Origin of the sequence: Streptomyces albipurpureus (assembly GCF_023701525.1) — a bacterium.
Classification (GTDB): domain Bacteria; phylum Actinomycetota; class Actinomycetes; order Streptomycetales; family Streptomycetaceae; genus Streptomyces; species Streptomyces albipurpureus.
In genome coordinates this window covers 62,361-76,297 of sequence record NZ_JAMQAW010000009.1, presented here as the reverse complement: position 1 = coordinate 76,297, position 13,937 = coordinate 62,361, and the positions used below count along the sequence as shown (strand labels likewise).

Below are 13,937 nucleotides of genomic sequence, written 5' to 3'. Positions count from 1 at the left end.
CGCCCCAGGTTACGGGGGCCGGTGCGGCCGTTCCTTCGATGCCCCGCGCCCCATGGCGACCGGCGTCCGAGGGCAGCAGGCAGCCACTCATCCCACCAGGGTGGGCGGGTGCTCTTGGGGCTCCTTCTGTTGTTGGGGCGGTCGCTTGCCGAACCGCGAGCTCAGCCGATACCGCCCGTGAGCCGCCCTCGCGCCGAGCCAGACCAGGAAGGCGGTGGGCAAGAAGACCGCGTCGGCGGCGATCATCGCCAACGAGAAGAACGGCAGCCCGAGCAGGACGGCGATGGCTGCGTGCTCCAGCATCATCACCGCCAGCAGAACGTTCTTCACCCGTCGGTTGAAGAGGGTGAAGGGGAACGCCACCTGCACGATGACCGTGCCATAGGTCAGCACCATCACCATCACGCCCCCGGAAGCCAGCAGATCGGAGAGTGCGGGCCATGGGGTGAAGTAGTCGAGCTTGAGCGGGTAGTAGAGCGCCGTACCGTCCTGCCAGCGGGATCCCTGGATCTTGTACCAGCCGGCGGTGGCGTAGATCAGACAGACCTCCGCCATGACCACCAGAAGTGCGGCGTTGTGGAGAAGGTTGGCAATGGCGTCCAGCAGAATGCGCGGCTCGCCGTTCCGCCCGTAGCGACCGACCAGCCACCACATGGCTTGTGCCGCCCATATCGCCCAGAGCAACAGCAGAACATGCCATCCGGTCTGGTTCAGCATGCTCCCGATCAGCAGAAGGAAGCCGAGGACCGACCAGAGCAGGGGCCCGGCGCTGCTGGACGTCGACGCCCCAAGGGGGGCCTTCGCCGCACGATCCGCCTGTTGCTCGGCCGTCCGTTGTTCAGTCGCCTGTTGCTCGGCCGTCTGTCGTGCGGCCTTCTGTCGTGCGGCCGTCTGTCGTGCGTCCAGGGACCAGACCTGGCCGCAGCGGGTGAAAACGAGATAGATAGCAATGAGATGGATGGCATTGTCCCCACCGTCTCCGATGAAGATGGAGCGATTCTGCAGCGAGAGGACCCCGACCATGAAGAGCACGGACATGGTGCGGGTTCGCCAGCCGAGCAGAAACAGGGCGCTGGCGAGCACCGAGGCTCCGTAGACGAATTCAAACCACAGTCTGGTGTCCGACCACATAAGTACCGTGAAGGCATCGTTCACCGAGAGGAGCTGACGCCCCATGTCCCAGCTCCACGGCCCCTCGGGGCCATACATCTCATGGCGGTTGGGCAGCTCACGGAGAAGGAAGAGCAACCAGGTGGCCGCGAATCCGATGCGTACGACGGCGCTCTGGTAGGGCCCCAGAGCGGTCGATGACACCTTCTGTACGGCGGCGGCGATCCGGCCGCCGGGGGTGCCGTTCATCCGCCCGCCTCCGTACGTTCGGTGCGGCCGTCCCGGGCCTTGGCCCTGCTCAAGCGATCCTCCGCGGTGATCGTCCACCACGGCAACTCGCGATACACAGGGCGGGTGTCGGTCTGTTCCTCGCTCCACTCCGGGGCGTCGACCAGGACGGTGGAGGATCTGAAGCGGATGCGTTCCACGGACCCGCCGGGGTCACGGGCATCGAACCGCAGCATCGCGATGCGTCTCAGATAGCTCTCGGAGAGCTGGCCTCGTAGCCCCGTCGCACGATTCTGGTCGTCGTGGGAGTTGACGTAGAGGTCCCAGGCACGGCGCAGCTCATTCTGTTGAACATGGCTGGGCAGCAGATTCCCGCGAATCGCGTCCCTGTCCTGAGCGGTCAGATCGATCCAGTCGGTGACCTTCCGCTCCCCCTCGGCCGTTCTGACCTCGGCTTTCACCTGAACCGCTACGTTCTGCTGCAGCGGATTGGGCGCAAAGAGCTTCCAGTTCTGCTCAAACTCCGGGTAGATCCAGGCGTCCACGGCCTTCCCGTACTGCTTGGTCACCGTGTTGGAGGGGGCGACATGGAGAAACACCATGGCCACATGGGTGGAGGCGAGTAGGGCGACCAAAGCGAGGGCGGCACCGAGGACTGCCTGGTACGGGCGCGAAAGCCCGGCGATGCCTCGTTCACCGGTCTCCGAGACGGGGGCGGTCTCGGCCCGTTGGCCGGGGATATGGATGACTGCTGGGTCCGGAAGCGGCGAACTGGGCCAGGGAGGGCGCCCGGTGGCGGGAACGGAGCCGGATATGGAGGTGTCCTGAGGAGGGGGTGGCGCCATCGCCACCGAGGCGAGGGGAACGGAGGGGGCATCGCCGCTGCGCTCGGACGTTCCCGCGCCCCCCGCACCGGAACCCTCTGCGGCTCCACCCCAGCCACCGGCGCCACCCGCCGTTTCTGAGGTGCTTTCGGAGTCTCTGGTGCCACGCGTTTCTTTGGTGGTACCTCTGGTGTCTTTGGTGGTACCTCTGGTGCCACCTGCCTCTTTGGCATCCCCGGTCCGCCCGGCGCCTTCGGCTCCTCTGCTGCCGCTGGATATCCGCGCCGCAGACACAGCCGCCAACGGAGCACCGTGAACGTCCGCACCGGGCGGACCGCCGAACCGCTCTGGCTCCCCGACCGATTTCCCCACTGTTCCCGCGGGGGCTCGGTCCGTGCCGTCAGGGCAGGGGCCCGGCATCGGTCCGGATGTGGTGCCGACCGTGTCGGCAGGGCCCACCGAATTACGTTTGTGCTGTTCAGGAGGCTCCTGGGCGGCCTCATCACGGCGATCGGTCAGCTGCTCGGGCCCTTGATCATCGGCGCCGTCAGCGCCATCTGCGCCCTCGCTGTCGTACGAGTTCATCCCGCCCCGATCCCGCGTCGGCCCACCCTCGGTTATCCACAGGGTTGACACCCTAAGGGGCAGCGACTCACCATTGAAGTCAATGAACCGAACGATCGGTCGGTAGGGGGTTCGGATGACCGCAGTGACCACGGATGCGGCTGACGGCTATGAGGCGGTTTTTGACGCGGCCGTCGCCGCCGACGAGCGCATTGAGCCGCGGGACTGGATGCCCGATGCCTATCGGGCGACGCTGATCCGCCAGATGGCGCAGCACGCCCACTCCGAGATCATCGGCATGCAGCCCGAGGCCAACTGGATCACCCGGGCACCCTCACTACGGCGCAAGGCGATCCTCATCGCCAAGGTCCAGGATGAGGCGGGCCACGGGCTGTATCTGTACAGCGCCGCCGAGACCCTGGGCGTCAGCCGGGACGAGCTGCTCGACAAGCTCCACTCCGGCCGTCAGCGCTATTCGTCGATCTTCAACTATCCGACGCTCACCTGGGCTGATGTCGGGGCGATCGGATGGCTGGTCGACGGCGCGGCGATCACCAACCAGGTGCCGCTCTGCCGCTGCTCCTACGGCCCCTACGCCCGCGCCATGGTCCGCGTCTGCAAGGAGGAGTCCTTTCACCAACGCCAGGGGTACGAGCTGCTGCTCGCCCTCTCCCGGGGCACCCCCGCCCAGCATGAGATGGCCCAGGACGCGGTGAACCGCTGGTGGTGGCCATCGCTCATGATGTTCGGCCCCCCAGACGACGAGTCCGCCCATTCGGCGCAATCCATGGCCTGGAAGATCAAGCGCCATTCAAACGACGAGCTGCGCCAGCGCTTCGTGGACATATGTGTGCCCCAGGCCGAGGCCCTTGGACTGGCCCTGCCCGACCCCGATCTGCGGTGGAACGAGCAGCGAGGTCACCATGACTTCGGCGCGATCGACTGGTCGGAGTTCCAGGCCGTCCTCAAAGGGAACGGGCCGTGCAACGAACAGCGGCTCGCCCAGCGCCGGCAGGCGCACGAGGAGGGTGCCTGGGTCCGCGAGGCTGCCACGGCCTACGCGGAAAAGCACCGGCACCAACCCGCCGCGCCCGATCACCCGGAGGCGGCCCAGGACCAGCGGAGCCATGTGGATCGGCCCACCGAGCTCCAGGAGGCGACGGCATGAGCAGTTCGACCGACTGGCCGATGTGGGAAGTATTCGTCCGCTCCCGCCGAGGGCTCTCCCACACCCACGCGGGCAGTCTGCACGCACCGGATGCGGAAATGGCCCTGCGCAATGCCCGCGACCTCTACACCCGGCGCAACGAGGGCGTATCCCTCTGGGTGGTGCCCTCCACCGCGATAACCGCCTCCTCTCCGGACGAGAAGGACCCGTTCTTCGAATCGGCCGCCGACAAGCCGTACCGCCACCCGACCTTCTATGAGATCCCGGACGGGGTGAAGCACCTGTGACCACCACGGCGAACGCCGCGGCACTCGCCCTCGGCGATGACGCGCTGGTGCTCTCGCACCGGCTGGGGGAGTGGGCCGGGCACGCACCCGTCCTGGAAGAGGACGTGGCACTGGCGAACATCGCGCTCGACCTGCTCGGACAGGCCAGGGTGCTGCTGTCCCTCGTCGGAGATGAGGACGAACTCGCCTATCTCCGTGAGGAGCGCGCCTTTCGCAATCTCCAACTCGTCGAGCAACCGAACGGCGACTTCGCGCACACCATCGCGCGCCAGCTCTACTTCTCCGTATGGCAGCGGCTGCTCTATGGGCAACTAGCCTCTGCTGAGGGTGCATTGACGGGTATAGCGGCGAAAGCCGTCAAGGAGGTGGAATACCACCAGGACCACGCCGAGCAGTGGACGCTACGCCTCGGCGACGGAACGACGGAGAGCCATCAGCGGATGCAGCGTGCGGTCGATGCTCTGTGGCGGTTCACCGGTGAGCTCTTTCAGCCCGTCGAAGGCCTGGACATCGACTGGCAGGCCCTGGAAGCGGCCTGGTTGACGTCCCTGACGGCGACACTGGAGCGGGCGACCCTGACCGTGCCGGTGGGGCCACGGGCGGGCGGTTGGGCCGCGGGAGCGGGACGGCAGGGACTGCACACCGAGTCTTTCGGTCGCATGCTCGCCGAGATGCAGCATCTCCACCGCAGCCATCCGGGGGCGTCATGGTGACCGACACCCGGCTGGAAGCCGAACTACGCGCTCTGGCGGGCTCGGTGCCCGACCCCGAGCTTCCGGTGGTGACGCTCGAAGAGCTGGGGGTGCTCCGCGGAGTCCAGGTCACCGGACCCGGCAGGGTCGTCGTCGAACTGACCCCCACCTACACCGGCTGCCCGGCGATCGAGGCGATGACCTCGGACATCGAGCAGGTGCTCCATGAGCACGGCGTGGCCGAGGTGTCCGTGGTCCGTGTTCTCTCCCCGGCCTGGTCAACCGACGACATCAGCGCCGAAGGACGGCGCAAGCTGGCCGAGTTCGGCATAGCACCGCCACGGCACCGTTCTCCGGGCGAGCCGGTCCCGCTCACCCTGTCCGTACGCTGCCCGCGCTGCGGATCGACCGACACCGAATTGCTCAGCCGGTTCTCCTCCACCGCCTGCAAGGCGCTGCGACGCTGTGTGAGTTGCCGAGAGCCCTTCGACCACTTCAAGGAGTTGTAGATGTTCCATCCGCTCCGCGTAAGTGCGATCGAACCGCTCACGGATGACTCAGTGGCGGTGACCTTCGAGGTCCCACCCGAGCTCTCCGAGACCTTCCGCCACACCCCGGGCCAACATCTCGCACTGCGCCGCGAGATCCAGGGCGAAGAGATCCGTCGTACCTATTCGATCTGCTCCCCGGCGCCCGCGGCAGGCGCTGCGCCTGCACTACGCGTGGGCATCCGGATGGTGGACGGCGGCGAGTTCTCCACCTACGCCCTCAAGGAGTTGACGGTCGGCGACACCGTGGAGGTCATGCCGCCGATGGGTCGCTTCCGCCTGGCTCCGCGGCCCGGATACTTCGCGGCCGTCGTCGGTGGCAGTGGGATCACTCCGGTGCTCTCCATGGCGGCGACCGTGCTGGCCAGGGAACCCCAGGCCAAGTTCTGTCTGATCCGCAGCGATCGCACGGTCGCTTCAACGATGTTCCTCGATGAGGTAGCAGACCTCAAGGATCGCTTCGCGCAACGCTTCCAGTTGGTCACGACCCTTTCGCGCGAGGAGCAGCAGTCAGGGCTGCCATCCGGGCGGCTGGATCAAGACCGGCTCGCTTCGCTCCTGCCGGCTCTGCTTCCCGTGGCTGATGTGGACGGTTGGTTCCTGTGCGGACCGTTCGGGCTGGTCATGAGTGCTGAACGGGCCTTGCGCGGGCTCGGTGTCGAACGCGGCCGTATCCATCAGGAGATCTTCCATGTGGACGACGGTTCTTCCCCTGCCCCGGTGTCAGCCATGGCGCCGGCGCATGCCTCGCTGACGGCGACTCTCGACGGCCGATCGGGCACCTGGCCGGTGAAAGAGGGGGACTCACTGCTGGAAACGGTGCTGCGCAGCCGGTCAGATGCGCCCTATGCCTGCAAGGGCGGGGTCTGCGGCACCTGTAGGGCGTTTCTGGTCTCGGGCGAGGTACGGATGGACCGCAACTTCGCCCTGGAGCCGGAGGAGACGGAAGCCGGCTATGTGCTGGCCTGTCAGTCGCATCCAGCAACCCCAGAGGTAGAACTCGACTTCGACCGCTGACGCCCCCACCGCCTAGCGCCCAGCGCTCGGCATTCGTCAACCCGCACCGGCACCCGCTCCATCGCCGCTGCCGCCCTGGGGCACCGTGGCAGATTCATTCGCCAAGGCCACTAGCGGTACGGCCCCGCAAGGGGCCGGCCGGCTGATCCAGCCTGCCCTGCGGTCGACATCCGCTCCCTCTCGGCCGGGTTCAGCCACCAGTTTCCGGACCGGCGGCTTCCGGACCCTCGGGCGAGACGATCTTGCCGTGGTAGGCGTGCTCATGTCGGGGGCGTCCCGGGTAGCACCTCGCACCGGGCTGAGCAGGCACGATGGGCAAGGGGTCGGACTCGCGGAGAGCCTTCGAGCGGGCCCGCCTCGCCCGTTCGCAGTGGCTCCGTCTCCACCGGGATCAGCGGACCGCCTGAGAGACGGCGGGGCAGGTTCGGCCGGTGTTTCAGACAACTGCCCAGCCGACACCAGAACGCGGAAGTCACCGAGGTCGATCGTCCGCCGTACGGAAAGTGGATCAGCGGAAACCTGGACCATCGGAATCATGGTGCTGACAGTTCAACGGCTCAGAGGCTCAGAGGACGAACGCCTCAGCGTTGTTGTCAGCAACCATCGGGCGACCCGCGCCCTCCCAAGCGAGCATTCCACCGTCGATGTTCACCGCGTCAATCCCCTGCTGCACGAGGTACTGGGTGACCTGTGCGGAACGACCCCCGACCCGGCACATCACATAGGCGCGGCGACCATCCGCAACTGCCTCGGTCACCTCACCGAAGCGGGCTACGAAGTCGCTCATCGGCAGATGAAGTGCCCCGTCTACATGTCCGGCCGCCCACTCGTCGGCCTCCCGGACATCCAGCACCAGGCCGTCGGACGGCACCGCCGCGGCATCCACCGAGGGGAGCGGGGCGAAATTCATGGTCAAGCCTTCTCTCGTCAGGTACACAGCGGGATGTGCGCGCTGCACGGGCCGCCAACCAGATGGCAACCCCGCAAGAAAACTACTGCACCAACCGGGACAGTTCCTTCTCCCGCTCGGCGACCTGCGCGAGCAACTGCTCGGCGATCTCCTCCAGCAGCCGGTCGGGGTCATCGGGAGCCAATCGGAGCATTCCACCGATCGCGCCCTCCTCCAGCTCCTTGGCGACAGCGGTAAGGAGTTCTTTACGTCGGGACAGCCACTCCAGCCGGGCGTACAGTTCCTCGGCCTCGCTGGGCTGCTCCTCAGCGGGGACGGGTCCGGCGTCCCACTCTTCGGACAGCGCCCGCAACGCCTCGGCGTCGCCCAACGCGTAGGCAGCGTTGACTCGGGTGATGAACTCCTCCCTGCGCTCCCTCTCCGATTCGTCCTGTGCCAGATCCGGGTGGGCCTTACGGGCCAGCTCGCGGTAGCGCTTGCGCGCCTCTTCACTCGGCCGTACCCGCTTCGGCGCCTGTACGGGCTGGTCATTGAGCATCGCCGCCGCCTCGGGCGGCAGGCCGTCGGAATCCATCCAGCCGTGGAAGAGCTCCTCCACCCCGGGCATCGGCATCACCCTGGCCCGGGCTTCCCGAGCCTTGTGCAGGTCTTCCGGGTCACCTGTGCGAGCGGCCTGGGCCTCGGCGATCAGCGCGTCCAGCTCATCCAGCCGCGTGTACATCGGGCCCAGTCTCTGGTGGTGCAGCCGAGAGAAGTTCTCGATCTCCACCCGGAACGTCTCCAGCGCGATCTCAAACTCGATCAGCGCCTGTTCTGCTGCGCGCACCGCCTTCTCCAGCCGATCCTCCGGCCGGGGTTGTGGGTCCTGCACTTCGTCGTTCCGGGACGTCTGCCCCCCGGAGGCATCCTGGGTCACCCACCCAGCCTATGGCCTCCCGTTTCGGATCTTGCAGGGTTGTGCCCTTTGGCCCTTGGCCAGAGGGCGTGTACCCGCACGTTCCTCCGGTCGCGGGGAGGTGTCTTCTGTCGTCAACGGCACCAGGGGAAGGGCACCCGTGCCCACCCGCAGGGAGAAGAATCAACTCAAGCGGGTCCTTGCGGCTCTCCACGATCGCCACACACCCCGTCCGCTCCACCGCCCGGCCCTACTGCGCCTGCGACTCCAGGAATCACCGGTCCGAGAATCACTGGTCTGAGAATCACCGGTTCCAAGAAGCGCCACTCCATGAATCACCCAGTCCGAGATTCGGGAATCGCCGGTCCAAGCTCGACACCCTGCCCCGGCCTTGCTCCGCCCCTCATCGAGAATTCCCGTTCGCGATGCTCCGGGACCGGCAGGGCACCACCACTCCCGCGTGCTCCCAGAGGACCTCAGCCACCGGGGCGCCCCTTCCCAGGACTCCGTACACGCGTCGCGTATACGCCTCGTGGGGACCACAAAGCGCCGGCCGGCGCACCGCTTGGCCCCGCTGCTAGGCCTGGGCCTTCATCCACCCGCCGTGGAGGAGCAGCCACCGATCACCAGCCAGGGCCCGGCGGCTCAGCTCCTCAGCACTCACACCAACCGTGGTGCCGTGCTGGAGACATCACTCCGCCGTGGAGTGCGCATTCCACGGCGACCTCCTCGCGCAGATCGTGAAGTGACAGGGCGACCCCTGGAAACCGTCTGCCGGTCGCGGCCCCTTCAGCGAGCGAAGATCGAGGATGACGCTGTCACGGGCCCGGTGTCAGCGTCCGCCGCCCCTTCAGCCCCGCCAGCCCTGTCAGACCCCCAGTTCGGCGGCTATTCGGCCGCTCTTGATGGCCGTGAGCAGGTCCGCGTGATCCGCTTCTGTGCGGTCCGCGTAGACCACCGCGAAACGGGCCAGCGCCTCGTCCAGCTCCTCACTCTTGCCGCAGTAGCCGGCGATCAGCCGCGGGTCCGCACAGTGCGCGTGTGCCCGAGCCAGGAGTGCCCCTGTCATTCGCCCGTAGTCATCGAGCTGCGCGGGTGTGAGTGCCGCAGGGTCGACGCTTCCCTTGCGGTTCCTGAACTGCCGTACCTGGAAGGGACGCCCGTCGACCGTTGTCCAGCCGAGCAGATTGTCGCTGACGACCTGCATCCGCTTCTGACCGCAGACGACCCTGCGGCCCTCGTGGTCCACCTCAGGCACCGGGAAGCCGGCCTCAGCGAGGTACGGAAGCAGCACTGAGGGCCGGGCCTCCTTCACCTGGAGCACCAGCGCATCCCCTAGGTGGTCCAGCAGCAGCACCACATAGGAGCGGGTGCCGACACTGCCGGTACCGACCACTCGAAATGCCACATCGTGAATCTCATAGCGGGCGAGCAACGGGAGGCGGTCCTCAGAGAGCGTGCTCAGATAGCCCTCCAAGGAGGACGCCACGGCCGCTGCTTCGGCATCGGAGACCCGGCGCAGCACCGGGGGCGCGTCCACAAAGCGTCGAGCCTCACCCGCGCGGTCGGTGACCACTTCGGTCGCCTTGGCCGCGAACCGCGCACTGGTGTTGTTGCGGGCCTTCTCCGAGACTCGCTCCAGGGTCCCCAGCAGATCGCGCGCGTCCGCGTGGGAGACGAGCTCCTCGTCCGCGATCGCGTTCCAGGCGTCCAGAGCGGGGAGCTTCGCCAGCAGTCGCATGGTGCGCCGATAGGCGCCCATGGCGTCGTATGCCGCCGCGCGGCATACGGACTCATCCGCTCCCGCGACCCGGCCGGCGAGCACCAGAGAGGTGGCGAGCCGCTTGATGTCCCACTCCCAGGGGCCTATGGCCGTCTCGTCGAAGTCGTTGAGATCGATGACCAGACCGCCCCGCGCGTCCCCGTAGAGTCCGAAGTTCGCGGCATGGGCGTCACCACAGAGCTGGGCGGCAACGCCGGTGACAGGCGTACCGAGCAGATCGTGGGCCATTAGTCCGGCCGCGCCACGGAGAAACGCGAAGGGAGAGGCGGCCATCCTCCCCACCCGTATCGGCGTGAGCTCGGGGACCCGCCCCTGGCTGGACTCCTCCACGGCTTGCACCGCATCGGGTCGACCCACCGCAAGCACCAATGAGTCATGTGACGCCCTCGGAACCCGGCTCCGCAGCGCCTTGCCCTCCTGCTTCGGCGAGAGCGGAGCCGCCTCCACAGCTGCCCCGTCCTCGGCCGGCACCACGCCCGTGCGCCGCAGGAAGCCCGGAACCACAGGAATGCGCCCATCGCCCACCACGGCCACACCATCCGCTGCGGTCGCACCCTCGGTGGAGTCCGTCCGCTTCCCAGCCGCGGCCTTAGCACTGCTCATATCGCGCGATCCCCCTATGTCGTCACACCTTCAACATCAACCGAACTGACCGTACCCCCGCCCCCCAACCGACGTCTCCCCCTGTGGATAACCCTTGACAGGTCCCTTTCACCCGGACGGTGGCCAGGCCATGGCGATCGAAACTCCGCACCCGGAGGCACGGCTCCACCTCTGGAATACCGACCCGCATCCGTGCCAGGAGCCGCCCAGGGGGCTGTGGTCTGGTGGCTCCCCAAGCTGCCGTACTCGGCTTCGGCGGCAAGGGCATCGTGATCGCGCGGGAGGGCCCATCAAGGATGGAAGGTCCACTCAGCGTTTCACGTGAAACAAGACAACGCCTCCGCGCCTGCCATGCCTGCCATGCCTGCCATGCCTGCCACCACACAACAACGCACCGCAGTGAGCGGACCTCCGGCCGCGTACCTCGACCCAGGGAATTGGTGGTGGTCGCCCCTGCCAGCCCAGCGACCCCACACCCACGGCCCCTGCCAGCCCAGACCTCGCCGCGCACATGGCCGCACCAACCCGAAGCCCACCCCAGCGGCCCACCCCATCCACCACTCCCACGGCCCCCACACCACCCGGACCGCACCACCCGGACCGCACAGCGCAGGACAGCGCGGCCCCAGCCGGAGGGCGCAGCGCTGATGAAGCGAGCATGGGGCTGATGAAGCGAGCATGGGTCAGGGGCGGAGTTCGGACCCGATCAAGTCCGCCGGCTCAGTCATCTCGACCATCACAGCGGATCAGTTGCCGAGCCCCGCGTCCCGTGCCAGCAGAGCCGCCTGAACCCGGTTGTCGCACTCCAGCTTCGCCAGAATCCGACTCACATAGGTCTTCACGGTGGCTTCGCTCATATGGAGCCGCTTCCCCGCTTCCGCGTTGGAGAGTCCCTCCCCCAGCAGCAAGAGCACATCCCGCTCCCGAACGCTCAGCCCGGCCACCCGCGCGCGAGCCTGCTCGTTGCGGGCCGCGGCCCGTCCCGAGGCCAGTTGGTCCACCACATGCCGGGTCGCTCCCGGGGAGAGATAGGCGTCTCCCGCCGCGGCAGCCCGTACCGCTCCGATCAGCTCGGCGGGTGCGGTGTCCTTCAGCAGGAACCCCGCGCCACCGGACTCCAGGGCCCGCAGTACGTTCTCCCGCTCGCCGAACGTCGTGAGGATGATGACGCGAGTCGCCGGAACCGCCCGCCGGAGTTCGCCCATGGCGGTGAGGCCGTCCATCACCGGCATCTGGATGTCGAGAAGCACCACATCGGCGTTGTGTGATCGCGCGAGGTCCACCGCCTCCCGCCCGTTCGACGCCTCGGCGACGACCTCGATCTCACGGTCCGAGGTGAGGATCATCCGGATTCCAGCTCGGATGAGCGGTTCATCGTCGGCGATGACCACCCGAATCGGCGCCCCCGTCATATCCCACCCTCACACTCTCCACCGCTACGGCGCTCATGCCCCGCAAGACCGAACCGGCTGATCCAGAGCCCCCGCGCCGCAGTGCGCTGGAGAGCCCCGCTGACTCCAGTAGGGCCACCGGGGCTCCACGGTAGACCGTCGCCTACCCGCCGATGTCATACGCCTTCTTCTCGATCAGCTTGCCGTCCTTGAAGCAGAACCGGAAAACCGGCTCCGATTCAATGCTGCCGCCTACCTCCGAAGACCTCAGCACCAGACAGCGGGAACCTTCAGGCTCCCTGGGCCCCTTGCCTGCGAGCCCCAGGGTGGCGACGGTGTCACCGCTCGGCAGCTGGTCACGCACTGCTTCCTCGTCGTCCCCGAGCTTGGCCTGCTCATACTCGGAGGGGTTGATCATTCCCTCGTTCATCGTGTTCGCCAGGAAGAACACCCCCACCGCGGCGGCGATCACCAAAAGCAGCAGCGCCACCAGGGATATCCCGCACCCCAGTCCGATCCCGCCGGCCCGGCCCCGACTGAGCACCGTTCCGTCCCGGCCGCTCATCAACGGAGCCTTTGTCTGAACACTCCAGTCCATGACCGGGAACCCGTCCCCGCCGACGGGCTTCGGTGCCTGCTGGTGGAAGTCGTCCTCCACCGCGACGAAAGGCGTGGCTTCCACCACCCCGTACGGCAGCACCCCCGCGACCCGAAAACCCCCGCCGTCGACCGACCCCGCGTGCACCATCCCGCCGACCAGCCGGGCCCGCTCCCGCAGTCCGGTCAGCCCCTGACCGCCGCTGACCGCATCGCCGACGCCCTTGGTCGCGGCCGTGCTGACGATCTCCACCACAAGCGAGTCCGGCTCGTATCTGAGCTCAACCGTGATGGGGGCGCCGGACGCGTGCTTGAAGGCGTTGGTCAGGGACTCCTGAACGATGCGGTACGCCGCGTGGTCGGCCGCGGCGGCAAGGGGCCGAGGGGTGCCCCTGCTCCGTAGCGTCACGGTGTTCCCGGCAGCTCGCGCCGCTTCCACCAGCCCCTCGATCCCTGCGGTGCCCCGTGCGGCACGGCTCGGATCGTCCACCAGGGCGGTTGGAGCCTCGACGCCGTCCCGCAGAATCCCTACGACCTCACGCAGCTCATGCATGGCGGCCACCGAGGCCGTCCGCAGCACCCCGACGCCTTCGCGCTGTCGGGCGGTCAGCTCTGGATCCACCTCCAGGGCCCCCGCGTGCACGGAGATCAACGCCAGCTGATGCCCCAGGCTGTCGTGCATGTCCTGGGCAATTCGCTGCCGCTCCAGCAGCCGCGCCTGACCCGCCACCATCTGGCGCTCCCACAGCAGCTGCGCGTTGCGTTCCTGCAAGGCGTGCAGCAGGGTCCGCCGCTGGCTCCAATAGCGGCTGGCCAGCCCGGGCACGACCGCGGCTGCGAAGAAGTAGAGCGTGGTCAGGAGCGCCAGCGTCAGGGGCATCTGCTCCTTCCAGGCATCCAGCACAGAGATGCTGACGAACAGGACGTAGGCGATCGTGAAGGCCGCAAGTGCCCTTCCCGCACCCACGATCCGACGCCCGGCCGACCAGGCCACCAGCACCAGCAGCGGGGAGAAGCCGGCCACCAGGCCGGCAGTCGCACCCGTGACGATCAGTACGAGGGTGGGCAGTCGGCGCCGCAGCAGCGTGAGCGCGGCAGCCCCGGCGGCGGTGACAGCGACAAGCAGCGCCTTGGTCCCCACCAGGTCCTTGATCCCGGCCGTGACCAGGGCGACCACCAGCGCCAGCACCAACTCAGCGGCAGTGCGCCGGCGCGTTACCGCCAGGGCGCCTCGCCGGGAAGCCTGTAGATCGGGCGCGACAAGCCAGATCCAGCCCGCTCTCAGCGCCACCAAAACCCTCCCGAAGACAGTCACCTCGG

Annotated in this window: 12 protein-coding genes; 5 read left to right on the top strand and 7 right to left on the bottom strand. The window is 67.6% G+C overall.

Annotated elements, in window-relative coordinates:
- Positions 1 to 87 precede the first annotated feature (87 nt).
- Both NBG84_RS11335 and NBG84_RS11330 read right to left on the bottom strand, forming a co-directional pair.
- A complete protein-coding gene (locus tag NBG84_RS11335; RefSeq protein WP_250919225.1) occupies positions 88 to 1,359 on the bottom strand; it encodes an HTTM domain-containing protein in 1,272 nt (423 codons plus the stop codon).
- On the bottom strand, positions 1,356 to 2,183 hold the full coding sequence (locus NBG84_RS11330; RefSeq protein ID WP_250919224.1) for a DUF5819 family protein: 828 nt from the start codon (positions 2,181 to 2,183) through the stop codon (positions 1,356 to 1,358). Before NBG84_RS11330 ends, NBG84_RS11335 begins: the two co-directional genes overlap by 4 nt.
- Before the next feature lie 679 nt (positions 2,184 to 2,862).
- Between NBG84_RS11330 and paaA the strand changes: the two genes are divergently transcribed.
- The 5 genes from paaA to NBG84_RS11305 are packed head-to-tail and all read left to right on the top strand — an operon-like array spanning position 2,863 to position 6,438.
- Positions 2,863 to 3,894 (top strand): 1,2-phenylacetyl-CoA epoxidase subunit PaaA, encoded by a 1,032-nt coding sequence (gene paaA, locus NBG84_RS11325; protein WP_250919223.1) that lies wholly within the window; start codon positions 2,863 to 2,865, stop codon positions 3,892 to 3,894.
- Complete coding sequence (gene paaB, locus NBG84_RS11320; protein ID WP_250919222.1) at positions 3,891 to 4,181, top strand: 1,2-phenylacetyl-CoA epoxidase subunit PaaB; 291 nt, start codon at positions 3,891 to 3,893, stop codon at positions 4,179 to 4,181. Before paaA ends, paaB begins: the two co-directional genes overlap by 4 nt.
- Entirely contained in the window at positions 4,178 to 4,894 is a 717-nt protein-coding gene (gene paaC, locus NBG84_RS11315; protein WP_250919221.1) for a 1,2-phenylacetyl-CoA epoxidase subunit PaaC, read from the top strand. The genes paaB and paaC overlap by 4 nt, the downstream gene beginning before the upstream one ends.
- A complete protein-coding gene (gene paaD / locus NBG84_RS11310; protein WP_250919220.1) occupies positions 4,888 to 5,382 on the top strand; it encodes a 1,2-phenylacetyl-CoA epoxidase subunit PaaD in 495 nt (164 codons plus the stop codon). The genes paaC and paaD overlap by 7 nt, the downstream gene beginning before the upstream one ends.
- Positions 5,383 to 6,438: a 2Fe-2S iron-sulfur cluster-binding protein gene (locus NBG84_RS11305; RefSeq protein WP_250919219.1), complete on the top strand. Its 1,056-nt coding sequence runs from the start codon at positions 5,383 to 5,385 to the stop codon at positions 6,436 to 6,438. It begins immediately after the preceding gene.
- 565 nt (positions 6,439 to 7,003) lie between these two features.
- On the opposite strand, the gene NBG84_RS11300 is transcribed toward NBG84_RS11305, so the two are convergent.
- The 5 genes from NBG84_RS11300 to NBG84_RS11280 all read right to left on the bottom strand — a co-directional run bounded on the left by NBG84_RS11300 (position 7,004) and on the right by NBG84_RS11280 (position 13,932).
- Positions 7,004 to 7,348: a rhodanese-like domain-containing protein gene (locus NBG84_RS11300; protein WP_250919218.1), complete on the bottom strand. Its 345-nt coding sequence runs from the start codon at positions 7,346 to 7,348 to the stop codon at positions 7,004 to 7,006.
- An 82-nt stretch (positions 7,349 to 7,430) separates the two neighbouring features.
- Entirely contained in the window at positions 7,431 to 8,264 is an 834-nt protein-coding gene (locus NBG84_RS11295) for a hypothetical protein (RefSeq protein WP_250919217.1), read from the bottom strand.
- Between the two features lie 847 nt (positions 8,265 to 9,111).
- Positions 9,112 to 10,629, bottom strand: a complete 1,518-nt coding sequence (locus NBG84_RS11290; RefSeq protein ID WP_250919216.1) for a DUF2252 domain-containing protein — start codon at positions 10,627 to 10,629, stop codon at positions 9,112 to 9,114.
- A gap of 746 nt (positions 10,630 to 11,375) precedes the next feature.
- Positions 11,376 to 12,041, bottom strand: a complete 666-nt coding sequence (locus NBG84_RS11285; RefSeq protein ID WP_250919215.1) for a response regulator transcription factor — start codon at positions 12,039 to 12,041, stop codon at positions 11,376 to 11,378.
- Between the two features lie 142 nt (positions 12,042 to 12,183).
- Positions 12,184 to 13,932 (bottom strand): sensor histidine kinase, encoded by a 1,749-nt coding sequence (locus NBG84_RS11280; protein ID WP_308312042.1) that lies wholly within the window; start codon positions 13,930 to 13,932, stop codon positions 12,184 to 12,186.
- Between the last annotated feature and the right edge of the window lie 5 nt (positions 13,933 to 13,937).